Consider the following 24,308-nt stretch of genomic DNA (forward strand, 5'->3'; position numbering starts at 1 on the left):
TAATTCTCATGAGCGTTAACGGGGATGAGAACCGCGATCCTCATCCCGCTGGCTTACAGTTTGGCCCGGTACTCGTCTTCCAACCGGCTCATTGAGGCCCAGAACGGGCTTGGTGTCCGCTCCAGCAGGCGATCGGCCAGCAGATCCAGATGGGTGTGCCAGCCGCTGGCGACGCTGAGCAGGGTCTCGCGGTTGGCCAGGCGGCGATGGGTAAGGGTCAACAGCACCTTATCCTCTTGCTCGGTCAGTTCAATAGTGACTTCAGAAGGGCGGGCTTCCCCTGTTTCTGCCCAGGTAAAGCTCACCAGGCGTGGTGGCAGAATGCAGGTGATATGACCCATCTGGGCAATTTTACCAGCACAGGATTTGTATTTTGCCGGCGGTTTTTCATCCACACCGGCCAAATCGGCATTGCAGAACAGCAGCTCGATCTTGGCCCCGACCTGCATGGGCATCTCACCGGCGGCCAGCCAGCTGGCACGTTTATCCGATTCGATCAGGTAGGCCCAGACGCGTTTGAGCGGGCCGGGCAGCAGCCGCTGGATCCGCAGCGTACCGGTTTCAATAATCATACCGTAGTCGTTCATGGGTTCACTCCGTCGGAGGATGCGAGTCGGCCTGCAGCAGCGCTTGTTCTAGCGCGTCCAGCCGCTCATTCCAGAAATGTTCGTAGGTTTGCAGCCACTGCATGGCCTGCACCATTGGCTCGGGATCGAGCCGGCAGATATGGTTTCTTCCCTGCACGGTGCGTTGCACCAGCCCGGCAAGCTCCAGCGCTTTGATATGCTTGGAAGCTCCGGCAAACGACATCTCGAACGGCGCCGCCAGTTCACCGATGCTGTGTTCGCCTTCGGCCAATGTGCGCAGAATGGCGCGCCTTGTCGGGTCGGCCAGTGCGTGGAAAATGGCGTCCAGCGGTGAGGAAGATAATTTAACCATATGGTTAAATATAGAACGTCAGCGTCAATACTCAACTGGTTCGTTGAATATTTTTTAATCTTGTCACATTAAAAGTGTGGGTATGACTTTACGCCGGGGGACGATCGAGCATAGTAAGGGCGACTTTCACCGCTTTTTCCAGCCGGGCACGGCTCACACCATCCCGAGCCTGAACGGACAAGCCATGCAGGAACGCCGCAAAATAATCGCCAAGGCTTTCTGTATCGGTGTTGGCGGGCAGTTCACCAGCCTGAATCGCAGCCTGTAATCTGTCGATAATGCCTTGGGTGCGTTGTTGGCGATGCTCCATCAACCAGCGCATGACGCCCTGATTATCTTCACTGACGCTGACCGCAGATGAAACCACCATGCATCCTTGGGGAAATTCACCGTGGCTGTAGAGGGCAACGGCGTCGAGCAGCATCTGTTTGATGGCTTCACGCACACTGGCCTTTTCTTCGAAAGCGCGCTCGGCAAAGCCGCCTTCGTGGGCTTCGTAGTGTGCTATCGCTTCACGAAACAGTAGCTCTTTCGAACCAAAGGCCTTGTAGATCCGTGCCGAAGCAATGCCCAGTTCGGCCACCAGGTCGGACATCGAGGTGCCTTCAAATCCCTGCCGCCAAAACAGGTTCCGTGCTTGTAATAGGGCCTGTTCACGATCGAACTCTCTGGGTCTGCCTGCCATCGTCATCTTCTCCGGTGATTTATCCGCGGGCTACAGGATCGCTTAAATGGCGGATAACGCCAACGAATTTCAAAATCCTCTTGCCGATGATTGGATTTAAGTCTATTGTTTGTCAATCGACAAACAATAGGAAAGACGATGAAAACGATAAAAGGCCCCAGCCTGCACCTAGCCCAATTTAGTGATGCTGCTCCCCCGTTCAACAGCCTGCCAGCGATTGCCGCCTGGGCAAAAGAGACCGGCTTTAAAGCTATGCAGATCCCCGCGTGGGATAGCCGTTTGTTTGATGTGAAAACGGCGGCGGAAAGTCAAAGCTATTGCGATGACATCACCGGCATGCTGGCGCAGCACGGCCTGGTGATCAGCGAATTGACCACGCATATTTTTGGCCAACTGATGGCAGTGCATCCAGCTTATGATGCGCTATGCGATAGCTTTGTACCGGAGGGGCTGCGTGGCGATCCGCTAGGGCGAACGCTTTGGGCCAAACAAAACCTGCTGTTGGCGGCAAAAGCATCGGCCCGCTTAGGCCTGACTGAAATGGGCACCTTCTCCGGTTCGTTGGCTTGGCCCTACCTGTTTCCATTTCCGCAACGGCCAGCAGGGCTGATTGAAACGGCCTTCGATGAGCTGGCCAAACGGTGGTTACCGGTGCTCGACGCCTGTGATGAGCAGGGCATCAACCTGTGTTATGAGATCCACCCCAGCGAAGATCTGCATGATGGCATTACCTTTGAAATGTTCCATCAGCGCGTTGCGGCTCATCCACGCTGCCAAATGCTGTTCGATCCCAGCCATTTCGTGCTGCAACAGCTCAACTATCTGGAATTTATCGATATCTATAAAGATCACATCCATATGTTTCACGTTAAGGATGCAGAATTCAATCCAAGTGGTCGGCAGGGGATTTACGGCGGCTATCAGTCCTGGGCGGATCGTGCAGGGCGATTCCGTTCATTAGGGGATGGGCAGGTGGACTTTAAAGGCATCTTCTCCAAACTGACGCAGTACGATTATGCCGGCTGGGCCACGCTCGAATGGGAATGCTGCCTGAAGCATCCACAAACCGGGGCCGAAGAAGGCGCCGCGTTTATCCGCAATCATATTATTCCGGTCACGAATAAAGTGTTCGATGACTTTGCCGGTGCGCCGGTCAACCAACAACAAATCAACGCCTTGCTGGGCATTCGCTAACCTCTGGAGCACCTTATGACTATGCTGACTCACGGGCCATTATCCAATGGGCTCGAGGCCGAACACGTCTATATTAAAATCAACGGCCACCGTATTCACTGCGCCATCGCCGGAAGTGGGCAACCGGTGCTGCTGATCCCTGGCTGGCCACAAACCTGGTACACCTGGCGTTACGTCATGCAGGCGCTTGCCAATGCGGGCTTTCAGGCTATTGCTGTAGATCCTCCTGGTATAGGAGACTCGGACAAACCTCTTGGAGCCTATGACACCGGCAGCGTTGCCGAAAAACTCCATCAGGTCATGATGCAGCTGGGGCATCAGCGCTATGCGGTGATCGGCCATGATATTGGCATGTGGTTGGGTTATGCGTTGGCCAGCGATTACCCTCAGGCGGTTAGCAGGCTGGTGCTGACCGAAGCGGTGATCCCCGGTTTGGCAGAAGCACCGCCGATCTTTGTTCCTGCCGAGGACAACATCTTCCTGTGGCATTTTATGTTTAACCAGTTAACCGACCTGCCCGAAGCCCTGACCACTGGCCGAGAGGCTGAGTATCTGGGGTACATTTTCAACCGCTGGTCTTACCGGCGCGATCGAGTCGCTGCAGATACCTACATCGCGGCTTACTCGGTGCCTGGTAGCTTGCGGGCCGGTTTTGATTATTATCGGGGCATTCCTGAGACCATTCGACAAAACCAACAGCGGGCTAAAACGCCTCTAACGATGCCGGTGATGACGATTGGCGCAGAACATGCAACACGCGATGCCCCCTTCCTTACCTTGGAGGGCAAGGCTCGTCAACTCCAAGGGGAAGTGGTGCCTGGCTGTGGGCATTTCATTACCGAGGAGTGCCACGAGGAATTTATCGCCCTGATCCTGCCTTTTTTACAGAAGGGTAAAGTCCATGCCGCTGGATAAGCAGATCGCGCTATTTTTGCAGCAACAGGCCGATGCGCCCGCACCATCCTCACTGGAAGAGCTACGTGCGCAAACGGCAGTTGGGTTACAGCGCTTGCAGGGGGCCCCCCAGCCCGTCAAAAAAATAATGGCGTTCCACCTCCCGGTTGGCGGCGGGCAAACTATTAGCGTGCGAGGTTATATTCCCCTAAATGCGCCAGAGGATAGGCCGCTTCCGGCGATGGTGTTCGCTCACGGTGGCGGATGGTGTCTGGGCTCGCTTGACGTTTACGATGGACCTTGCCGCGCGTTGGCCAATGCCACTGGGCGAGTGATCCTGTCTGTCGACTATCGCCTGGCACCGGAATATCCTTTCCCGACGCCGTTGTATGACGTTTATCAGGCGCTATGTTGGGCCTCGGAACAAGCAGCGCAAATCGGCATTGACCCTCTGCAAATTGCGCTTGGCGGGGATAGTGCGGGGGGCAACCTGGCGGCTGCGGCAGCTCTGATGACCAGGGATCGTTCAGGGCCAGCCGTAGAACACCAATACCTGCTTTACCCTGCATTGGATAGCGAGATGGCCATGCCCAGCTTTGCCGCATATGGTGAAGGTTTCTACCTGACGCGGGAGATCATGGGGTGGTGCTGGGCCAATTACCTAGGGCAGGATACCGACGCTCGCGAGCCTTACGCTTCTCCTTGGTATGCGTCAACGCTGGCGGGCTTACCACCAGCGACGATCCTGGTGTGTGAATACGATCCGCTGCGGGATGAAGGTGAGCGCTATGCACAGCGATTGCAACAAGCCGGCGTTAAGGTGAATTGCCAGCGTTTACCTGGGATGGTGCACGCTTGTATGCATATGACCGGCTTAACCCCGGCTGCCCAGGTTTTATTTACTGTGCTGGAGAAATTGCCTTAGTTCTTGCTGACCGCCAGGGAAGGCGGGACAACGTGGTATTAAAATGATAAACCTAGTGTTGCCGAGTCATTATCAGCCCGGCGTATGCCAACCTTAAAACGTAACAGGAGCCAGGGAAGTGCAAGGTGTGCCAGAACAGTTTCCGTTTGAGAAAGATCGCGCCCAGTTTCGGCATTTGCCGCAGTTGCCGGGCGTGGAGCTTTATCAGGCCCATATCGATCGCTATGCGTTTGAGCCACACGCCCATGATGCGTTTGGCATCGGCACGGTGGAAGCCGGAGCGGAGCGCTTTCGCTACCGTGGGGCACAGCATTTAGCCGCTCCGGGTGCCTTGGTGCTGATGAATCCGGACGAGCTGCATACCGGTGAAGCGGAAACGGCAGGCGGTTGGAACTATCGGATGATCTATCTGGAGCCTGCGGCGCTGGAGCGGATTTCCGGTGAGAAGGGCTGTTGGTTCAACGACGTGATCCACCATGATGCAGTGGCGGCCAAGCGGCTTTCGCAAACGCTGGCGGCGTTATGGCAAACCCGGGACACGTTGGCGCTCGATAGTTTACTGCTGTCCGTCGTTGATATTTTGCGCCCTCATGCTCGTATTGCTCAGCCGCAGCAGAATGAAGCCGCTCACCGTATGGTGATAGTTAAGGAGTATCTGCGGGATAACTTTGCTTTACCTATTACGTTGAGCGATCTGGCGGCGCTGGTCTCGCTCAGCCCGTATCATTTCCAACGTAAATTCAAAGCGCAATTCCATGTCACCCCACATCAGATGCTGATGGCGATCCGGCTCGAAAAGGCCAAGCAGATGCTCGGGCGGGGAATGCCGGCGGCCCAGGTGGCCGTAGCTGTGGGGTTAAGCGATCAGGCACATCTTACCAAAGCGCTGGTTAATCGTTACGGTGTCACGCCTGCGCGCTACCAAAAGCAGGTGATGCGTTAACTTCTGCCGCGAAAACGGGCGTAAAACAGCAACCTGATACAATATTCTGCCTCCACGTCCCTTTATCCTGACACCACTTGAGAACTGCTTTTGATGATGGTGTCACTATGTTTGTCGGTGTGATGTTTGCTCTTATTGCCGGGTTGATGTGGGGCCTGATCTTTATTGGCCCGGTATTGGTGCCGGACTATCCAGCCGCGTTGCAGTCCACCGGGCGCTATCTGGCTTTTGGGCTTGTCGTGCTGCCGTTGGCCTGGCTGGATCGTCGCCGCCTGCGTCAGTTGCTGGCAAAAGATTGGCTAGAGGCGTTAAAACTGACCGCAATCGGCAATCTACTGTATTACTTGTGCCTGGCCAGTGCGATCCAACGTACCGGAGCGCCGGTATCAACCATGATTATCGGCACGCTACCGGTGGTGATATCGGTCGCCGCCAATCTGTTTTATGGCCATCACGACGGCCGTCTCTCCTGGCGAAGATTGACTCCGGCCTTGCTGGTGATTGCCCTCGGGCTGGTGCTGGTCAACGTTGCGGAACTGCAGGGGAATAGCGAGCCTATTGATGTCTGGCGTTATACTAGCGGCTTGGGATTAGCACTGTTAGCGGTGGCGTGTTGGACCTGGTTCCCTCTGCGTAACGCGCGTTGGTTACGTGATAACCCAGATAAACGGCCCACGACCTGGGCCACGGCGCAGGGGATTGTGACCTTACCTTTGGCGTTGGTGGGCTATTTGCTGGTTTGCGGACAATTGGCGCTGACACAGCCGCAGTTCGCGCTGCCGTTTGGCCCCCGGCCACAGGTGTTTATCCCGTTGATGATTGCTATTGGCGTCTTGTGTTCTTGGTTAGGTACGTTGTGTTGGAACGAAGCGAGCCAGCGTTTACCGACGGTGCTGCTTGGGCCGCTGATCGTGTTCGAGATCCTGGCAGGATTGGCCTATACCTTTATGCTGCGCCATAGCTGGCCACCACTGCTGACGCTATGCGGTATTGCCTGCCTGACGGTTGGGGTGATTTACGCCATGCGCATCAAACTCGAACCGATGGTGGTTGCGTTAGAGGAGACACGTTAAAGGCTTAGGGGCGCCGCATGCTGCGCTCGTCAAAATATGAGGCTACGGGTTTCCCCGTAGCCGTTATCATTTAACGTTTGCTGTGGTGGATAATCTCTTCGGCCACATTGCGTGGAGCTTCTGCGTAGTGGCTGAACTCCATGGTGTAGGTGGCACGGCCTTGCGACATGGAGCGCAGGGTGGTGGAATAACCGAACATCTCAGACAGCGGCACCTTGGCATGGATCTCTTTGCCTCCGCCACCGGGGATATCCTCCATCCCTTGCACCATTCCGCGTCGTGACGACAGATCGCCCATCACGTTACCCGCGTAATCCTCCGGCGTTTCCACTTCTACCGCCATGATCGGCTCGAGGATCACCGGGCTGGCCAGGCGACAGGCCTCCTTAAACCCAAAGATAGCCGCCATACGGAATGCCTGCTCGGAGGAGTCCACATCGTGGTAGGAACCAAAGGTCAGATGTACTTTGACATCGACCATCTGATAACCCGCCAGCACGCCATTATTCAGCGCCTCCAGAAGGCCTTTTTTTACCGCCGGAATATATTCACCGGGGATCACGCCGCCTTTGATCTCATCAAAGAACTCAAAGCCTTTACCGGGCTCATTGGGTTCCACCGTCAACACCACGTGGCCATATTGGCCTTTACCGCCGGACTGACGCACAAATTTGCCTTCTACGTCGGTCACTTTCTGGCGGATGGTTTCGCGGTAAGAGACCTGCGGTTTGCCGGTGTTGGTTTCAACGCCAAACTCGCGCCGCATCCGGTCGACTATGATCTCAAGGTGCAATTCACCCATGCCATAGATAATGGTCTGGCCGGAGTCTTCATCGGTGCGTACGCGAAGCGAAGGATCTTCCGAAGTCAGGCGTTGCAGTGCAATCCCCATTTTCTCCTGGTCGGCCTTGGTTTTTGGCTCGATGGCCTGCGCGATAACCGGCTCTGGAAACACCATGCGTTCCAACGTGATAATGGCATTGGGGTCGCATAGCGTATCGCCGGTGGTCACATCCTTCAGGCCCACACAGGCGGCAATATCCCCAGCGTGCAGCTCATCAACTTCTTTACGATCGTTGGCGTGCATTTGCACGATACGGCCAATACGCTCTTTTTTGCCTTTTACCGGGTTATAGACGCTATCGCCTTTGGCCACGATGCCGGAATAGACGCGCACGAAGGTCAACTGGCCAACGAACGGGTCGGTCATCAGCTTGAATGCCAGCGCCGAGAATTTTTCATTATCATCGGCCTTACGGGTGATAATGTTATCGCGTTCGTCATGGCCTTCCATCGGCGGTACATCCAGCGGAGAGGGCATAAGTTCGATCACCGCGTCCAGCATGCGCTGGATCCCCTTGTTGCGGAATGCCGAACCGCACAGCATTGGCTGGATCTCACCGGCAACGGTGCGGGCGCGCAACCCCTGAACGATTTCCTCATTGGTTAATTCGACCTGATTGAGGTATTTGTCCATCAGCGCTTCGGAGCCTTCCGCCGCAGCTTCAATCATCTTGTCGCGCCACTCTTGGGCCTGCTCGAGCATCTCTGCTGGGATCGCCTCGAAGCGGTAGGTCATACCCTGAGTCGCTTCATCCCAAAAGATGGCCTGCATGCGGATCAAATCCACGACGCCAGCAAAATGGTCTTCTGCACCGATGGGGATCACGACCGGCACCGGATTGGCCTTCAGGCGCTCGATCATCATATTGCGCACGCGGAAAAAGTCCGCGCCCGTGCGGTCCATTTTGTTGACGAAGGCCAACCGTGGCACCTTGTACTTATTAGCCTGACGCCACACGGTTTCAGATTGCGGTTGCACGCCGCCGACCGAGTCATACACCATCACGGCACCGTCCAGCACGCGCATCGAACGTTCCACCTCAATGGTGAAATCGACGTGCCCGGGGGTATCGATGATATTGATCCGGTGCTGAGGATAATTATGCTCCATGCCGTTCCAGAAGCAGGTAGTGGCGGCGGAAGTAATGGTGATCCCGCGCTCCTGTTCCTGCGCCATCCAGTCCATGGTAGCGGCGCCGTCGTGGACTTCGCCCAGCTTGTGACTGACCCCGGTGTAAAACAGAATCCGCTCGGTCGTCGTGGTTTTGCCGGCATCAATGTGCGCCGAGATGCCGATATTGCGGTAGCGTTCGATGGGGGTAGTGCGTGCCATAATCAACCTTTCTTAGCCTTGTGGCGTACGGCTTTAACTGTTTACGTAAAATGATATCCCTCAATGGGTTATCAGCCAGGCCATGATCAACCATGTTCTACGGCCTCAGAGTAATCGTAGCTGATGGTATTGACTTTATTAACCTATGACTGTGATAGGTCGTTTAAAAATCAAATACTACAGGTCACAAGGTTGTTCTGCGGATGGCACTTGCTAGGGTGTGAAAGGGGGCAAACTGAACGGTCACACAAGAAATTTCCAGCAAGCCATATAAATAACGTTCAGGATGCCTAAAAAACAATCTGACTTGCTTGTTGCTATCAATTTTTCTGTAGAGGAATTGATATTTATGTGAAGTAGATCGAGACATCCCACAAACTTCATGGTTAAATTCCGAATTCGCTCAAATAGCACATTATTTTATTGCAGAGCGAATTTTATTGACTCATGGATTAAGAGATTAACATGCAAAAAACATATTTATCAGTACTTCTGGCTGGCGCAATGGCGTTGTCTTTCGGCGTTCAGGCTGCAGGTGAAAGCACCATTTCTTTAGGTTACGCTCAGAGTCACGTGAAGGTTGATGGCAACAACCTGAATGAGAACCCAAAGGGTTTTAACCTAAAGTATCGCTATGAAATTGATAACAATTTAGGTTTTATCACTTCATTCACCTACACCACGCAGTCGTATGATTTCTATTATGGCAGTAACAAAGTGGGCGATGGTGATTTAAAATATTACTCACTGACTGCAGGCCCAGCTTATCGCTTTAATGACTATATCAGCGCCTACGGCTTAATCGGTTTTGGCCACGGCAAGGCGACATCCAATATCTCTATGCGGGGTTACTCTTCTAACACCGACGAAAGCAAGACCAGCGTTGCTTACGGTGCTGGCTTACAGTTTAACGTCACCCCTAATATTGCTCTTGATGCTCATTACGAGTATTCAAAACTGGGTGATTTTAAAGTCGGTACCTGGACCGTTGGTGCTGGCTATCGTTTCTGATAGAAATGCCCTAAAGGGTTTTGAGGGGGCAGTGCTACGCCATTACTGTCGGTAAAAATGGTCTGGCCTTCTCGAAACCTCGGAGCCGCCGCTACCCGCGTCGGTTCCGGTTTTATCCTCCTTCAAATGCGTTCTTTTTCAATGACCCTTTCTTGCCGCTTGGTATACGGTTCCCTCGATACCCCTTCCATGATCTGTTGGCAGGCGGTTTAATGTATCGACGTTAAAATCCAGAATAACCGTTTGCTGAAAGGACTCGTCATGTCTGCGTTTCGTGTTCTGTTTTTGCTGGCCGTGGTGCTCCAACTGCCAGCCTATGCCAAGCCTTTGGTCAAACCAACCGGCACTGCACCAGGTACCATTCAATGGCAACCCTGCAACAGCATCGCCTTTCAGCACTGGTTCAGCGATGGCCCGCCTCCGGCCGGGTTACAATGTGGCTATGTCGACGCGCCACTGAGTGACCAGAATGCAGCACAAACCGTTCGGCTGGCTCTCACGAGGTTACCTGCGGTAGGCCCAAGAAAAGGCAGTGTGGTGATCATCGCGGATGGACCTGGCTCGCCAGGGCTCAATCCAAAAATTGCCGAGCAGGGTCCCGCCTGGCGGTTGCAAAAATCTTACGACATCATTGGCTATGATCCGCGCGGCGTGGGGAAATCGACACCCAAAATTTCTTGCCAACCAACAGCCAGTGAGGAAACACCGTCACCCGATGAAAACGATATTCCTGGTGCAGAGCAACAGGCACGGGATAGGGTGGCGGCCTGCATCAAGCAGACTGGAGCCGACGTGGTGCAACATATGGGCACCCACGAAGCTGTTAACGATCTTGATACCGTTCGCCGGGCGTTGGGTGAACCCGCGTTGACCGCCGTGGCGTATTCTTACGGTACCAAGGTCGCGGAGTTGTATGCCGAGCGCTTCCCCAAGAAAACCCGCGCGTTGGTGCTCGATGGCGTAGTGAACCTGAAAGAAGATGACTTTAACCAACGCATCAATCAGGAGCGGGGTTATCAGCAAAGCTTCCTGCGTTTTGCCGACGACTGTGAGAAAAATGGCTCATGTCCTTTAACCAGCGAACCTAACTGGGCGATCCAGCGGTACCACAGGATGCTGCGCAAATTGCACGATGCTCCTTTCGTTACTTCGTCGGGTTATGAAATCTCTGCCGATGACGTGATCACACTGACGCGTAACCTGTTGCCCTGGCGGGAACGTTGGCCAGAACTGGCCACCGCCTTGCGTAAAATTGATGAGGGCAAAGCCGATGATGCAGTGACCGATCTTATCGACGAAAGCTATACCCCAGACGCTGATGATGCGCGAATGGTGATCACCTGTGCAGATATGGCGAAGCCTGATGCCGACCAGCAACTATTACGCCGGCAGCGCCAACAAATCAATACAGCAGCCTCGTTTCCCAATTACTTACCGCTGCATGAGTATCCACTCGAGACCTGTGATTTCTGGCCATATCCTGGCCATCTGGAACAACCCCATGCTCCAGTACTTTCTACCGCTCTCCCGCCGTTGTTGTTCGTTACCCAGCGCTATGACCCGGTTACGCCATATCGTAATGCCCGTGAAATGGCTTCGAGTTTTAAAAGCCCGCTGATTACCCGCGAAGGGGATGGCCATACGCTGGCGTTGACGGGCGTAGACAGCTGTGTGGATGATGCAGTAATAGATTATCTGTTGAGTCCAAAAAAGCCACGACGGGATAAAACCTGCCGTTGAGCGTGGGTTCTTTGGGTAATGATATGTGCCTCCACGAGGCTGACAGAAACACGACTCAGTAGCGTTCTAAAACTACATTCTGGGAGGGAAATACTAAGTTATGTCAGTAGGGGCAGGACTGCGATTTTTACTAAGGTTATTCTGCCCCCCTGATGAAGTAAAGGATCAGGCTGAATGTCTGGTAGGGATACAGATTTTCCCGTTAATGATGTGCGCATCCCGGCGGATCCACTCATTAACTTTGTAGACACTGGTTCTGTGCAATTGTGCGAATGTCTTAATATCGCCGTCATGCTTTCTATATATAAACTCTCTGACACTGGTCAATGTACAGTTCTCCATGAAGTGTGGCTTCCTAGGTGAAGGGTATCTGGATATCTATTATTAGGTTGGTACTGTTATAGGATAGAGCGTAACATAAAGTTTTAAATACGTGAATTAAACTTTGCTGTTATATACGATATTTTATCGATCTGTTTTTTAATTAGATACGCTTAGGTGATGAATAAATACATGCTCAGGATAACATAATAAATAAAATAAATATTTATTTAAAATCAATTAGTTGGTGTTTTGCGTTGTGCTCGAACATCGCGATCTTAGAGGGCTGCATACTGAAATCGATTAATAATTTACATGGGTTTGTCGATAAAAAATATTTTTCCAACCTGCTTTATTGCAATAAATAATGCACAACAACAAAATCAAGAATAATCCTAATATATTAAGTGGGATTATTCTTGGATAACAGTGAGCTTTCTGAGTTTATTCCTAGTTAAAAGCAGGTAGAGGGGAGGCCTTACGATTTATCTGAATTTTTCCATCAAGATGTCGTTGATGATCAACCCCATCGTGATTTGTTAACACTCCATGAGTCTGGATAAAAGACTCATGGATGGCGCGACCAGCAGATGACCGAACTCAATTTGGTTCATACGCTAGTCGCGCGCATAGTTGGGTTAAATCAACCCAAGTTTGCCATTAATCTCCGCGATCTCGCGCCGCCATTGCTGCTGCAACAGCGGCTTTTGATGTTTGGGTTTACGCGTTAAATCCTCCTCAAGTTTGTGTTCCAGAGTAACCAGAGTCGCCAGCAGGTGATCTTCATTGGTCGATATCGCCGGTTCAGCGACCAGCTCGTGTTCAGGGGATATCACCAGCTCAGCATTACCGACACCACCCAGGGTGGTATAGATGGATGAAAGATCGTGCCATTCTCTCAGTTGGCGATCGTCTATCAGCCAGTAGCGATTACAGCTTTGCTCCATCAGCGTCCGATCGTGGGTGACCAGCAGCACGGCTCCCGCAAACTGTTGCAACGTTGCGGCCAGCTCTTCTTTACCTTCCATATCCAGATGGTTGGTCGGTTCGTCGAGCAGCAACAGTGAGTAGTTGGCCAGAGTAAGCGCAACAAACAGTAACCGCGAACGCTCGCCACCGCTCAGCGTAGACACTTTCTGTTGATGGCGCAGGTAAGGGAAACCGGCACCGATCAGCGCCATCTTCCGTTGATCTTCGGTCAGGGACGCGAAGTGGCACAGAGCATCGCTTAACGAGTCCTCATCGTTGAGCTGTTGCAGACTCTGGTCGTAATAACCTATACGCACGCGAGGGTGAAATATCGACCCTTGGCAGCTTGCTTGCTGGTATTGCTGCCAAAGGAAGTGCAGCAATGAAGACTTACCACAGCCATTACGGCCTACTAACGCGATGCGGTCGCCACTTTTTACCTGGAGATGATCCAGACTGAACAGCACCGGCGCGGTGGGAGCAGGGCGAATGGCTAATTGCTCCAACGCCAGCAGTCGATCGGCAGGCAGTGCTTCACCACTGAGCCGGAGCCGCCACTGGTTGCCTGTGCTCAAGGTGGTTTGCTGGTCTTTTAATCGAACCACCTGTTTTTCCATCTGCTTGGCTTTACGCGAGAGATCTTCGTTGTCATACACCTGGCCCCAGACAGCCAGGCGTTTGGCACTTTTCTCTACGCGATCAATTTCCTTTTGTTCAGCCTGATGGCGGTGCTCATCAGCCAAGTCCTGCTCTTGGAGGGCGATGCGCGCCTGCGAACAAGGCAAACGGAAATACTGCAGCGTTTTGTCACGCAGGATCCAAGTACAGTTGGTTACGCTGTCCAGTAACCGGCCGTCGTGGGAAACCAGCACGAAGCTACCGTTCCAGCCATTGAGGAATTGCTCCAGCCACAGTAGCGTCGGCAGATCCAGATGGTTGCTGGGTTCATCCAGTAGCAGCAAATCAGGTTGGCGGATCAGCGCCCGGGCTAATAACAAGCGGGTATGCTGGCCACCGCTCAGGGTGCCGGCCGTCAGATCCCATGCTGTTCGGTCGAATCCCAGTTCAGCGAGTAACACTTCTCCTTGCCAACGTTCAGGCTGGTGTTGCCCATCAGCCAGGCCTGTGAGCACTGCCTCCAACAGAGTGCAGTGATACAAGGCTTCGGGCAGGTGTTGTTCAACCCGAGCCATCAGGCAATGGTGTGATGGGGTGACAGTACCCGCGCTGGCAGGCAGATCGCCACTGAGAATTTTAAGCAGGGTGCTTTTGCCACAGCCGTTATGGCCAATTAAACCGATGCGGTCGCCCTTTTTCAGGCTAAAGGAAACCTCAGCCAGCAGCGGGCCGAAAGCGGTATCAATACCAACAGATTGTGCAGAAAGTAAAGTCGTCATGGTGCTTACTCAAGGTTACAGGCATGCAGATGCCTATCGTCAAAAAATTGCCGACGATAACCCGGTAAGCCGGAGGGAAGAACTTTGATGTGAGTAAACTTCGCTCAAGCTTAGGTTATCGGAGCACGATACCGGTAATGCTTGAGCAGCGACGATCACCAAGGTGATGTGAAAGTATAAACAATTCACAAGACAGCATTGGGGACCTCCTTTTCATTATTATAGGTTGATAGGTGAATGGATTATAAAGGGGATTGGTGGTTTCTGCTACTGGCCTACCTGTTAGTTTGAGACGACTAACAGATCTCCACCGGCTCAGTAGGTAGGGCGCTGCATGCTACGCCCGCTTGGTGAAACAATGGGTTGGGTTACGTTTTGGGCCGATCACTCATCTTCTGCGTAGATTTCTGGGTCCTGAATATGTTCCAGCACGTCCCCAGGCTGGCAATCAAGATAGCGGCAGATAGCATCCAGCGTAGCAAAACGTATCCCTTTCACCTTGCCTTGCTTTAACAGCGAGAGGTTTTGTTCGGTGATGCCGGCTGCGGCGGCCAGGTCTTTGGATTTGACTTTGCGTGTGGCTAACAACACGTCTAGCCGGACGATGATCGACATAATGGGTTAACCTCATACGAACTGTTGATTTTCATAATGCAACTTGCTGGCCTGTTTCAGGATTTGTGCAATGACGGCAATACAGGCCGCGAGAAACAGGGCAACAATATTCCCTGTATCGATCCCTAATGTCACCATCCGTTGGCCAACAGGCTCATGCATGGTTATCCAATAGCTGAGAACGGGCTGGCACAATAACTCCAAAATCGTCCAAAGGGCGACATATTGACCCATTTTCCCCAAATGGTGCGCCGCTGTACCTGAAAAATAGGCACGTTGAGCATAGGTTTGGAACAGCTTGCGTAAATGATACAACCCGAGTGCCAGTGCCAGCAGCGGCACGCTCGAAAAGATAATGCCACCGGCAATTTGCCACCAGGGGAAGAGGTATAAATCAACACCCAAGGCGCTGATTAAATCGTTTGAGATGGAAACATGAAATCCGTAGCCATCATTAGCAGCGAGGCTTGGGAATAACCAATAGGAAGCATTAAACAGCAACATGGCGAGTAACAAGCACAATGTGATGGTGGCCATACGTTGGCTGAAGCGGGTAAGGCGATCTAATGTCATAAAAACCTCAAGTCGTTGAATGGAAATCGCAGTGACTTTAATCCATTAGTTATCGTAAAACAATAATAAATTATCGAAATGCGATCATGTAATGATTTTTATGTTCATAAAAAGACCGTCTAGCGGTTTCTTTTTGAGCTGTAAACGGTTATGGAGAGGGCGCTATAGGGGGGTAAATAAGGGCAAGTGAGGCGTTAGCTAAAATTTCTACTAACCTTCTAGGATTAATGCGCTTTTTCACTGAATAGCTTGTTATTATACTCATCGCTTATTGTTGATCAGGCGCAGTGATATTCATCATTTCGCCTGTTGCGTTTATCGCCAACCCCATGCTGAGCATTCACCGTTATGATCAAGTCATTACAGATTTTCCTGTTCACCTTTTTGTTGTTCGGCTTACCGCTGGCCCCGTTAGCCAATGCAGCGCAGCAGAATGCGGCTGCGGTTGAACTCAGCCCGCAGGAAATAGCGGCCTCACTGAAAAGTTATCAAAAACAGCTGGATACGATTAAACAGCAGGTCTCAAAGGCGGGCTCTGATGGTCAGTTGAACAAGCTGTTTGACGCCACGCAGGTCTTGGCCACGGACGCAGAAAAGCTGACCACCGACCTGCAACCCATGCAGGTGAAGTTACAGGCACAGTTAGACGTGCTTGGCCCGCAGCCTGAACCTGGAGTAATGACCGAAACCGCCAGTGTGGTGCAACAACGCAATACGCTCAATAATGCCAAAAAACAGTTGGACGATGCCGTAAAACGCTCGCAAGCCATCAGAACGGGGGCGCTCGACTTAGGGCAACAAATTACCGATCTGCGCCGCGTGGCCTTCAAATCCCAGTTGGCGTTGAATACCGGCAGTATTCTTAGTTCGCAATTCTGGTTACCAGAGTCTTCTTCACAGGTTGAGGATTTAGCTCGTCTTAATGACTTTAAGCAGCAACTGGAGCAAACCCTGGAAGCCAGTTGGCAAGACGAATGGCGCTACGGGACGATAGCTTTACTGATCCTGGCTGCGGCTTGCTGGTCTCTCGGGCGTTATTTCGTGGAGCAGTTTTTTGCCTGGGTGTGTATCCGCTATTTACCCGACGGCCGCTTGCGCCGCAGTTTTATGGCATTAATGACCGTGCTGATCACGCTGTTTGCCACCACGCTGGCGCTAAATCTGCTGATTTCTGCGTTTGCTCGTGTTCAGCCGCTGACGTCTCAGGTTCAGGATTTCGCTGATGGTTTTATGCAGTTGGGGATTTTCTGCGCGCTGATCGCGGGATTAGGCAGGGCGTATCTTTCGCTGAGCCGCCCATCATGGCGTCTGGCGCAGATGGATGACGCCATTGCGAGCGGCATGCGTTTCCTGTCGCCGTTATTGGCCGGATTGGCCATGGCTTTTGGCACCGTGGAACTGGTTAATAACGTGATTGGTGCCAGTCTTGGCAGCACGGTGCTAGGTAATGGTCTGGCTACCGCATTGATGGCATTAATCTTGTTCGCAATACCGGTTCGGGCACGCCGTATCCGCTATAAGCTAGAGCAGCAGGGGATGCATCTGGAAAAACGCTCGGTGATTGCCGGGATAGTCCATATCGTTATTGTGGTATCGGCAAGCGTGATCCTGTTATCACTGTTGATTGGCTATGTGGCTTTCGCTCGCTTCCTGACCTATCAGTTGATTTGGGGGGCACTGGTACTGATGGCGTTCTATTTCCTGGTGATCTTTGCTACCGATTTCTGTACGGCCATCTTCTCTCCCCAAACTGCCAGCGGCCGGGCACTGAAAAAATCGCTCCACTTTAAAGATCGTCATCTTGAGCAACTGACCGTCATCTTCACGGCGTTGTCCAAATGTTCTTTGATATTGTTGATGATTGTTGCCCTGATCAATGGCTCTTTTGGCACCACCACGCCCAACTCCTTGTTGCAAAAGATTGTTGCCATCCTGAGCGGCGAAGGCCTGAAGCGGCTGAATATCGTGCCAAGCAACCTGCTCAATGCGGTGGTTTGCCTGGCGATCGGTATCTATGTTCTGCGGGTCACGCAACGTTGGTTAAGCCATGAGCTGCTGCCAAAAACCATCAGTGATATCGGTATCCGCGCCTCGCTGGTTACCTTGTTCAGCAACGTCGGCTATGTGCTGCTGATCCTGATCACGCTGGCGACGTTGGGTATCCAGTGGAATAACCTGGCCTGGATCGTGAGTGCGCTATCGGTAGGTATCGGTTTTGGCCTGCAGGAAATCGTGAAGAACTTTATCTCTGGCCTGATCCTGTTAACTGAGCGCCCGGTTAAGGTCGGGGATATGATCGGTATCGGCGGGGTTGAAGGGGATGTACGGCGCATCAATGTACGCGCCACCGAGATCCAACTGAGCGATCGCTCGACCATGATAGTGCCTAACTCTCAGCTAATCTCGCAGAACGTGCGTAACGCCACCATGGGGAATGCTCAAGGGGTGGTCACCGTCGCGCTGACTTTCCCCACCGATATCGATCCCGAGCAGGTACGCAACGTGTTGTTGAGTGCCTACCATGAACACGAATCCATTCTGGAAACGCCTGCTCCGTACGTTCGTTTCAGCCAGCTCGGCCCAGACGGGATTATCCTCAGCGTGACCGGTTACGTTGCCAGCCCACGCATGGTCGGCTCTACCAAGAGCGATCTGCTGTTCAATATTTTGAAGCTCCTGCGTGCTCATAACGTCAACCTGTCCAGCCCGAAAGAGGTGGTGTTTATGAAGCAACGGGCAAAAAGTCTGGTTGATGAAGAAGAACATTCATCCTGATGAGTAACTCAATGGCCGATAACATCATCGGTATCTATCAACGGCATGCCGGGGCGTTTGAGCAGAAACGGTCAACCACGCTGTTTGAGCAACCCTGGTTGGAGCTGTTCTTGTGCCTGTTACCCAACAACGGACGGATCCTGGATATTGGCTGCGGCAACGGCATGCCGATCGCTGACTATTTTATCCGCCAGGGCTTTCAGGTGACGGGGGTGGACAGTTCGCAACCGATGATAGACCGCTGCCTGTTACGCTTCCCGGAGCAGAACTGGGCAGTAGCCGATATGAGAAGTTTGGCGCTAGCGGATAAATTTGATGGGCTAATTGCCTGGGACAGTTTTTTCCATCTGACGCGCGAAGATCAGCGCAAAATGTTTAACATTTTCCGGCAACATGCCAATAGCCAGGCTGCATTGATGTTCACCAGCGGTACCAGCGATGGTGAAGCGATAGGGACATTTGAAGGCGAAGCCCTTTATCATTCCAGCCTGGCACCCGAAGAATATCGGCAGCTATTGCAAGAGCAGGGATTCCAGGTGGTCAGTATGGTGGCCGAAGATCCCGACTGTGGTGGGCGAACCGTCTGGCTGGCGCAACTTGGCGAATGATCCCTGCATCACATTCAGCTACAGTCCACTATAAATAGGCCATCGGCCAAGTCATGGTGTTGAAATGATGAAAGTTATGAAAATCGTGAGAGTAATAGAAAAATACTTACCACCCACGTTTATCCTGGCGTTGATGGTTGCGCATAATGGGTACTTGGTACTCAGCCCGATCCTGTGGCATGGGCTGCAACATTCTCAAGATTTTGTGGAAAATTTCAGTTCCTGGCAACAGGCGCTGGGCTTTCTTGATGCGATGGATATTCCCCGCTTTATGATTGGCACCGTGCTGTTCTTTATGGCGGGTATGTTGCTGTTAAGGACGCGTATTGCCTGGTTTTTCTCGTTACTGCTGCTCAGCTGCATCGTCATCGTTGATATCGCTATCTATAAGCAAATCACAGTGTTGGCAGGGTATTCACTGGTTACCCTATTGGGAATGATCATCTACTGGCGCCGTTTCGACCAACGTAAGCTGGCGAGTACCAGTTTTTTTGCCGTCACCAGCATAGCCTCATTGATTGTCTACAGCATGTTAGGAACGCTGTACATTGGCGATCAATTCACCCCCGCGGTCACCGACTTACCTACGGCGTTTTATTTTGCCGTGGTCTGCATGTCTACTGTTGGCTTTGGCGATATCATTCCGCATACCACTGCTGCGCGAATGTTCACTCTCACGGTGATTATCTTTGGCATTACGGTTTTTGCCGCTTCTCTGGCCTCGGTTGCTGGCGTGCTAATCAGTCAAAATCTTCAACGTATTATCAAAGGGCGGTTCTCTCACATGGTTCGCAAAAATCACTATATTATTGTTGGTACCTCTTCATTGGCACAAAATGTCTATCAGGGATTGATTGAAAGCGGCGGTAACGTGACCATTGTTTGCGAGCCAGGCAATAAGCAACATTACCCTGACCATGCGGATGTGGTTGAAGGCGATCCTTCCGCCGTTGCGACGCTGGCATTAGCCGGGGCAGAAAAGGCAAAATACATTGTTGCCTTGACCGAAAGCGATGCGGTAAACGCTTTTATCATATTGGCAGCCAAAGAGGTGGGTGCGGCAGACACCAAAACCATCACGTTGGTCAACGAAAGCCAGAATATGAACAAGATCAAACGCGTCAAACCCGATGCCGTACTCTCACTGCAACTGTTAGGTAGTGAGTTGCTGGTACGATCGCTCAATGGTGAGGTGGTTAATCACGATCTCAATATTGATGCGTTTTTCAGCAACGGTGAGGGTGATAACAAGGGCAGGTAACCGGGTTGTTCCCGCACCGCCGAAACGGTGCGGGGACGATTGTTTAGCGATCAAATCCCCATTCAGACCATTTGCTTTTGATTTTCTCCTGCAGCGGCAGCGGATAATTGGTGGCAAAGCTCAATACCTGCTCCAACGGCTGGTTAACCTGCTGCTGGATCTGCAGGCAACTGTAGGCCACCAAGCCGCCGCGCCCGCGTAGTTTGGTGGCTACATCCAGGTAAATCTGTAACCCGGTACCGTCGGAGTCATACTGCGGATAGTGAAACACGCCTTGCACCGGGTTATTGCGTGTGGCCAATGCCCAGGTCACTTTGTTGCTGTCATCAGGAGGAATATCTTCGCCTACGATGATCAGCTTGGCGGTGGTTTTACCAATATGGTTGGTCCAGAACACCTCGGCAATCTTGTCAATAAAGGCTTTGACCGTCATGCCGGTGATTTTATGCCAGTCGTCACGTACCCGGATCACCAGCCAGTGGGAAGAGGCCTCCAGCGGGCTGAAACAGTCGATGATCGGCAGACCGGACTTTTCAAAATACACTCTGGCGGTGGCGGATAAACAGAAGCAGCCGAGCATCAGCGTAGAGTCGATCGGAACACCCGGAATGCAGATCGGCAAGATAGCCTCATCGCGGAAGGTGACACAGGTGATTTTCGCCAGTGGTTTCAGGCTGGACTGGTTGGAAAGGTAGCCGGGGAACTCGCCAAACGGGCCTTCAGCCACGGATTTATCCGCGCTGACATAGCCTTCGATGATGATTTCACATTCGGCTGGCACCAGCACATCGCAGGTTTCCGCTTTCACCATTTCGATGCCGTGGCCAAGGAACGCAGACGCATAGTTGTATTCATCATGCCAAGCCGGCGGAGCCGCAGAAAGCAGCATGGTGACTGCCGGGGGTACCCCAAGGGCAATCACAAACGGGCAGTCTTTCCCCTGGGCCGTCCACATGTTGTAAATCATGCCGTTATGCTGGAAAGGCAGCCACAGGCCGACAATATTGTTCTTCGAATAATGCGGGCCATTGCCGTGTGCTACGCCGACCGAACTGGCGTGAGGCGGTTTTGGCGTTGGGTTATTCTGCGGCCGTGAACCGGCGATCATCGCCCGGCTGAAGGACCAATTGGTCCAGGCGTCCTTATCTACCGTGTATGCGTCCTCCGGGACAGGTTCACCCGGTGGAGTACGCACCATGATGGCTCCGGCTGTCTGGAAATAGCGGCCACCGTCGCCGTCGTGCAGGATAGGGGCCGGGATTTTGGTCATATCCACCTGATCGCCCACCCATTTGTTTTGCTTGCACGGGGCAGTAGCCGGATCGACCATCACTGGCGGATGTGGCTCCTGACCGATGGCATCCAGAAAGGCATCCTGGATCTCCAGCAACTGGGCATCGTCCGGCAAACCGAGCATCAGCGCCAGACGCTGCCAGCGTTTACCCGGCACGCGGCTGACCGTCGGGCCCATTTCTGCTGCCCGAAAACCGGGTGCGCCCTTCACTTTGCTAAACAGCGGCATCGGGCTTTCCGTTTCGCAGGCGTGGCGCAGAATGGCGCCGATCTCCAGATACCAATCCACCTCGTCGGGGATCGCTACCACTTCGCCCTTGCTGGCCAACAGTTCCAGATAGGCGCGGTAGGATTTGGGGACTTTCTGCACATCAATTTTCAGTTTACGTCGCTTCATTGATTTTGATCCTGATGTGGGCCACTGAGTTCATCGGCCAGGGCGAAAGACTGGGCTACGCCGGTCAGCGTTGGGTTCCATGAGCCAGGGCGGGGGAACAACATGCTGCCCAGCCCATATACGTTTGGGTAACGGTGCATCTGACCGTTGAGGGCGGTGACCGAGGTGGCCGGATCATCCCCCATCCATAAGGTGCCAGCTTCATGCACCAACCCCTGATTGCGAATATTGTCTGGCGGTGAAGGTTCCCAGGTGAAGCTGCCGTCCGGGTTATTGTGCTGGTACTCCAGAGGGGCATCTCCGGCAAGAGCGTACATCACGTCATAGGTGGTTTTATCCATCGCATCCCAGAACTGACGGTCGGTTTCCTTCATCTTGATATACACCTCGGCCTCGCCCTGCGGGTTGGTCGTGACGTAATTCCACGAGTTTGCCGAACGTTCCCCCAGGAACTCCCCCATGGAATGCAGCATGATCACCACGTAGTCAGGGTCCTGATAGGTGGCAACGGCTTCTGGTGAAGAGGCATCTGGCAGAATGCGATACAGTACGTCGTAGCTTTCTGCGGGTTGCGGGTTATGAACCACGCTGATGTGGGTGTGCATCAGGCGGTTGGTGGTTTTATCGATGCCAGGCAGGTAATAGGCCACGGTTTGCAACTGGTTGGTCAATGCCGGCAGGCTGCTGGCGGGGATACGGGCGGCCAGCCAGGAACGGATATGACCACACAGGTTTTTCCCCACCAGTTTATCGTCAGGGAAAGACTTGGTGAGGATAAACCCGGCTTCCAGCGTGTTGCAGGCCAAAATCACTTTGGCGTTGCCGACGCTTAGTGACCCTTCTTTAGTGATGATTTCGGTGACAACGTCACTTTCTGCAATCAGTTTTTCCACTTCGGCATTGACCACAACCTTGAGTGAGGCGTAAGCCTGCACATCATTCACCAGTACTGAAATGGGCGAGAACTTGGCCCAATCCTCTGGTGCCACTCCCTGGCCAGTTGCCATGGCCGAGTCCAAAGCGCTCGGGCTTGGCTGCGGCTTGGCTCCGCTGATATTGGCCAACTGCGAGAACAGGCGTTCACCCATAAAGCGATTCAGTGACTGGTTGCGATTGCCGGGGATGTCCAGGGAGTAGCGCCTCCCCATAAATTCGCCGGTGGGATACCACTGATTATCCAGACGCTCGATCGCCTGCGGTGGCCAGTCCGGCATTTCGCTGCTATCGGGTTGCGGTGTCCAGGCGTTCCAAAACAGCGCGCGGCCGCCCACATAAGGGATCTGCGGCATAAAGTTGAGGCTGAGTTTCATATCGGCAGAGCCATGGTAGGTCCATGGTCGGATACCCACGCTGGTGTTGAGTTTGATGTAGGCCGGTGGAATGTTCTGAATATGGTCGGGGATCAGGTAATCGCCTTTCTCCAGCACCAGAATGCGGGCCTGGGGATTATGTTGCAGCACCCGGTGGGTAAAGCTGGTGCCATAGGCACCGCCACCAATCACGATATAGTCAAAAGACTGCCCCTTGATCTGGGCAAAGCGGGAAAAGTAGATATTGTCGACTTCACTCATAGTTGGCTCCCGGAACGTGACATGCGAAAAATCATCCCCGCCCCGAACCGGCGGCGGGGCAAACGGCTATGGGTAATAGGCGCGGCTTTGAATGGCCGCCGGGGCTGAGTTGAGGGTTTGTACCGCCACGGGAGCGCAACCACCGATCAACTGCTCCAGATCTTTACGCATGGGGTGGCTGCTGGTACCCAGCACCAGCTTTACTGCCTCACCGTGGCCGCCGTTGAGGAAATAGGTATCCATCGCCTGCAGGATGTTCCAGCGGCAACCGATCAGTTTGTTGTCGTGAACGCCATATTCGGTAATCGGCGAGATGTTGCCCGGGATCGACTTGATGCCCAAGGTGTTGACGATGCAGGTGAAGATCGCGGTGTTGGCATCCTTGGGGTCGTCCACCCGGAAGCCCCAGGTTTCTACCCACTCGGGTTGATAGACCGCAGAGTTGGTTCGCACCGGATTTTGCGAGGCCAAATTAACCTTGAAAGTGGTCTGGAACTTAGGCTCGCCAAACAGCTGCTCACCGGCGGCGATGGCGATGGGGGCATCGCAAGGCACCCAGACGCGATGATTGCCGTACAGCTTGGTTTGATCGCCGTCCTGGATAAACTCCTGATAGCCAATCGGGGCCAATTGGTCTTTACGGTGCTCAGGATAGGCGACAATGTTGAGCTCAAGCTCCTGGGTGATCGCCGCACCGCTGCTGCCCCATTGCTCCGGCGGGGTATTGAGGCCAGAGGCAAACTGTCCGGCATACAATTGGAAGTTAAAGCTCACCATCGCCTTGTCGCCAAACCGCGCCGGGCTAAGCCCGGTTCCCTGCAAATAAGGTTCCACACGGCTCAATGGCACCAGATAATACACGCCAACGTTGGTCAGTGAGGCGTAGTAGAACGGCATGGTGAACGGCGACGGGATGCTGGGTAAATCATTTTGCTGATTAGACATGTG

General features: G+C 53.1%; 20 protein-coding genes. 10 read left to right on the forward strand and 10 right to left on the reverse strand.

The features are described 5' to 3' along the window. Nucleotides 1–53: 53 nt before the first annotated feature. The 3 genes from KGP16_RS12830 to KGP16_RS12840 all read right to left on the reverse strand — a co-directional run bounded on the left by KGP16_RS12830 (nt 54) and on the right by KGP16_RS12840 (nt 1,624). On the reverse strand, nt 54–587 hold the full coding sequence (locus KGP16_RS12830) for an SRPBCC family protein (protein WP_021178011.1): 534 nt from the start codon (nt 585–587) through the stop codon (nt 54–56). 4 nt (nt 588–591) lie between these two features. Beyond that, nucleotides 592–939 carry a helix-turn-helix transcriptional regulator gene (locus tag KGP16_RS12835; protein WP_223501436.1) on the reverse strand — a complete coding sequence of 116 codons (348 nt, stop codon included), beginning with the start codon at nt 937–939 and terminating at the stop codon, nt 592–594. 88 nt (nt 940–1,027) lie between these two features. Further along, nucleotides 1,028–1,624 (reverse strand): TetR/AcrR family transcriptional regulator, encoded by a 597-nt coding sequence (locus KGP16_RS12840; protein WP_021804465.1) that lies wholly within the window; start codon nt 1,622–1,624, stop codon nt 1,028–1,030. A 138-nt stretch (nt 1,625–1,762) separates the two neighbouring features. Here KGP16_RS12840 and KGP16_RS12845 point away from each other — a divergent pair, with 138 nt between their 5' ends. The 5 genes from KGP16_RS12845 to KGP16_RS12865 all read left to right on the forward strand — a co-directional run bounded on the left by KGP16_RS12845 (nt 1,763) and on the right by KGP16_RS12865 (nt 6,653). Next, the gene (locus KGP16_RS12845; protein ID WP_223501438.1) at nt 1,763–2,818 is read left to right on the forward strand and encodes a sugar phosphate isomerase/epimerase; all 1,056 of its coding nucleotides are present in this window, start codon (nt 1,763–1,765) and stop codon (nt 2,816–2,818) included. A 15-nt stretch (nt 2,819–2,833) separates the two neighbouring features. Next, a complete protein-coding gene (locus KGP16_RS12850; protein WP_223501440.1) occupies nt 2,834–3,733 on the forward strand; it encodes an alpha/beta fold hydrolase in 900 nt (299 codons plus the stop codon). Next, entirely contained in the window at nt 3,720–4,637 is a 918-nt protein-coding gene (locus KGP16_RS12855) for an alpha/beta hydrolase (RefSeq protein ID WP_094981743.1), read from the forward strand. Before KGP16_RS12850 ends, KGP16_RS12855 begins: the two co-directional genes overlap by 14 nt. Nucleotides 4,638–4,755: 118 nt before the next feature. Beyond that, entirely contained in the window at nt 4,756–5,580 is an 825-nt protein-coding gene (locus KGP16_RS12860; RefSeq protein ID WP_179251546.1) for an AraC family transcriptional regulator, read from the forward strand. Between the two features lie 107 nt (nt 5,581–5,687). Then, a complete protein-coding gene (locus KGP16_RS12865) occupies nt 5,688–6,653 on the forward strand; it encodes a DMT family transporter (protein ID WP_223499486.1) in 966 nt (321 codons plus the stop codon). A 70-nt stretch (nt 6,654–6,723) separates the two neighbouring features. On the opposite strand, the gene fusA is transcribed toward KGP16_RS12865, so the two are convergent. Next, nucleotides 6,724–8,829, reverse strand: a complete 2,106-nt coding sequence (gene fusA / locus KGP16_RS12870) for an elongation factor G (RefSeq protein WP_021804459.1) — start codon at nt 8,827–8,829, stop codon at nt 6,724–6,726. Between the two features lie 465 nt (nt 8,830–9,294). Between fusA and KGP16_RS12875 the strand changes: the two genes are divergently transcribed. Together KGP16_RS12875 and KGP16_RS12880 are read left to right on the forward strand one after the other, a co-directional pair. After that, a complete protein-coding gene (locus KGP16_RS12875) occupies nt 9,295–9,840 on the forward strand; it encodes an Ail/Lom family outer membrane beta-barrel protein (RefSeq protein ID WP_115158493.1) in 546 nt (181 codons plus the stop codon). A gap of 261 nt (nt 9,841–10,101) precedes the next feature. Beyond that, nucleotides 10,102–11,580 carry an alpha/beta hydrolase gene (locus KGP16_RS12880; protein WP_218519379.1) on the forward strand — a complete coding sequence of 493 codons (1,479 nt, stop codon included), beginning with the start codon at nt 10,102–10,104 and terminating at the stop codon, nt 11,578–11,580. Nucleotides 11,581–12,539: 959 nt separating this feature from the next. On the opposite strand, the gene KGP16_RS12885 is transcribed toward KGP16_RS12880, so the two are convergent. From KGP16_RS12885 to KGP16_RS12895, 3 genes are all read right to left on the reverse strand, one after another. Then, on the reverse strand, nt 12,540–14,267 hold the full coding sequence (locus tag KGP16_RS12885; RefSeq protein WP_223501442.1) for an ABC-F family ATP-binding cassette domain-containing protein: 1,728 nt from the start codon (nt 14,265–14,267) through the stop codon (nt 12,540–12,542). Nucleotides 14,268–14,651: 384 nt separating this feature from the next. Then, nucleotides 14,652–14,882, reverse strand: a complete 231-nt coding sequence (locus KGP16_RS12890; protein ID WP_021804454.1) for a helix-turn-helix transcriptional regulator — start codon at nt 14,880–14,882, stop codon at nt 14,652–14,654. Between the two features lie 12 nt (nt 14,883–14,894). Then, entirely contained in the window at nt 14,895–15,455 is a 561-nt protein-coding gene (locus KGP16_RS12895) for a DUF2975 domain-containing protein (RefSeq protein ID WP_021804453.1), read from the reverse strand. Nucleotides 15,456–15,803: 348 nt separating this feature from the next. Between KGP16_RS12895 and KGP16_RS12900 the strand changes: the two genes are divergently transcribed. From KGP16_RS12900 to kch, 3 genes are all read left to right on the forward strand, one after another. Continuing rightward, entirely contained in the window at nt 15,804–18,230 is a 2,427-nt protein-coding gene (locus tag KGP16_RS12900; protein WP_218519377.1) for a DUF3772 domain-containing protein, read from the forward strand. After that, on the forward strand, nt 18,230–18,838 hold the full coding sequence (locus tag KGP16_RS12905) for a class I SAM-dependent methyltransferase (RefSeq protein WP_094981736.1): 609 nt from the start codon (nt 18,230–18,232) through the stop codon (nt 18,836–18,838). Before KGP16_RS12900 ends, KGP16_RS12905 begins: the two co-directional genes overlap by 1 nt. A gap of 76 nt (nt 18,839–18,914) precedes the next feature. After that, nucleotides 18,915–20,099, forward strand: a complete 1,185-nt coding sequence (kch, locus tag KGP16_RS12910) for a voltage-gated potassium channel protein (protein WP_218520390.1) — start codon at nt 18,915–18,917, stop codon at nt 20,097–20,099. A 43-nt stretch (nt 20,100–20,142) separates the two neighbouring features. On the opposite strand, the gene KGP16_RS12915 is transcribed toward kch, so the two are convergent. The 3 genes from KGP16_RS12915 to KGP16_RS12925 form a co-directional block, all read right to left on the reverse strand. Then, nucleotides 20,143–21,789 carry a UbiD family decarboxylase gene (locus KGP16_RS12915; protein ID WP_021806360.1) on the reverse strand — a complete coding sequence of 549 codons (1,647 nt, stop codon included), beginning with the start codon at nt 21,787–21,789 and terminating at the stop codon, nt 20,143–20,145. Further along, nucleotides 21,786–23,360, reverse strand: a complete 1,575-nt coding sequence (locus tag KGP16_RS12920; RefSeq protein WP_223501445.1) for a GMC oxidoreductase — start codon at nt 23,358–23,360, stop codon at nt 21,786–21,788. The genes KGP16_RS12915 and KGP16_RS12920 overlap by 4 nt, the downstream gene beginning before the upstream one ends. A 66-nt stretch (nt 23,361–23,426) precedes the next feature. Continuing rightward, entirely contained in the window at nt 23,427–24,305 is an 879-nt protein-coding gene (locus KGP16_RS12925; RefSeq protein ID WP_059200788.1) for a hypothetical protein, read from the reverse strand. Between the last annotated feature and the right edge of the window lie 3 nt (nt 24,306–24,308).

It is taken from the genome of Serratia sp. JSRIV006 (assembly GCF_019968685.1).
GTDB lineage: Bacteria > Pseudomonadota > Gammaproteobacteria > Enterobacterales > Enterobacteriaceae > Chania > Chania fonticola_B.

What these genes read in the sequence shown, in the direction of transcription:
- KGP16_RS12885 (WP_223501442.1), bottom strand. Translation starts at nt 14,267, where the DNA reads ATGACGACTTTACTTTCTGCACAATCTGTTGGTATTGATACCGCTTTC.
- fusA (WP_021804459.1), bottom strand. Translation starts at nt 8,829, where the DNA reads ATGGCACGCACTACCCCCATCGAACGCTACCGCAATATCGGCATCTCG.
- KGP16_RS12915 (WP_021806360.1), bottom strand. Translation starts at nt 21,789, where the DNA reads ATGAAGCGACGTAAACTGAAAATTGATGTGCAGAAAGTCCCCAAATCC.
- KGP16_RS12920 (WP_223501445.1), bottom strand. Translation starts at nt 23,360, where the DNA reads ATGAGTGAAGTCGACAATATCTACTTTTCCCGCTTTGCCCAGATCAAG.
- KGP16_RS12845 (WP_223501438.1), top strand. Translation starts at nt 1,763, where the DNA reads ATGAAAACGATAAAAGGCCCCAGCCTGCACCTAGCCCAATTTAGTGAT.
- KGP16_RS12925 (WP_059200788.1), bottom strand. Translation starts at nt 24,305, where the DNA reads ATGTCTAATCAGCAAAATGATTTACCCAGCATCCCGTCGCCGTTCACC.
- KGP16_RS12905 (WP_094981736.1), top strand. Translation starts at nt 18,230, where the DNA reads ATGAGTAACTCAATGGCCGATAACATCATCGGTATCTATCAACGGCAT.
- KGP16_RS12890 (WP_021804454.1), bottom strand. Translation starts at nt 14,882, where the DNA reads ATGTCGATCATCGTCCGGCTAGACGTGTTGTTAGCCACACGCAAAGTC.
- KGP16_RS12835 (WP_223501436.1), bottom strand. Translation starts at nt 939, where the DNA reads ATGGTTAAATTATCTTCCTCACCGCTGGACGCCATTTTCCACGCACTG.
- KGP16_RS12880 (WP_218519379.1), top strand. Translation starts at nt 10,102, where the DNA reads ATGTCTGCGTTTCGTGTTCTGTTTTTGCTGGCCGTGGTGCTCCAACTG.
- KGP16_RS12840 (WP_021804465.1), bottom strand. Translation starts at nt 1,624, where the DNA reads ATGGCAGGCAGACCCAGAGAGTTCGATCGTGAACAGGCCCTATTACAA.
- kch (WP_218520390.1), top strand. Translation starts at nt 18,915, where the DNA reads ATGAAAATCGTGAGAGTAATAGAAAAATACTTACCACCCACGTTTATC.
- KGP16_RS12900 (WP_218519377.1), top strand. Translation starts at nt 15,804, where the DNA reads ATGATCAAGTCATTACAGATTTTCCTGTTCACCTTTTTGTTGTTCGGC.
- KGP16_RS12830 (WP_021178011.1), bottom strand. Translation starts at nt 587, where the DNA reads ATGAACGACTACGGTATGATTATTGAAACCGGTACGCTGCGGATCCAG.
- KGP16_RS12875 (WP_115158493.1), top strand. Translation starts at nt 9,295, where the DNA reads ATGCAAAAAACATATTTATCAGTACTTCTGGCTGGCGCAATGGCGTTG.
- KGP16_RS12895 (WP_021804453.1), bottom strand. Translation starts at nt 15,455, where the DNA reads ATGACATTAGATCGCCTTACCCGCTTCAGCCAACGTATGGCCACCATC.
- KGP16_RS12865 (WP_223499486.1), top strand. Translation starts at nt 5,688, where the DNA reads ATGTTTGTCGGTGTGATGTTTGCTCTTATTGCCGGGTTGATGTGGGGC.
- KGP16_RS12850 (WP_223501440.1), top strand. Translation starts at nt 2,834, where the DNA reads ATGACTATGCTGACTCACGGGCCATTATCCAATGGGCTCGAGGCCGAA.
- KGP16_RS12855 (WP_094981743.1), top strand. Translation starts at nt 3,720, where the DNA reads ATGCCGCTGGATAAGCAGATCGCGCTATTTTTGCAGCAACAGGCCGAT.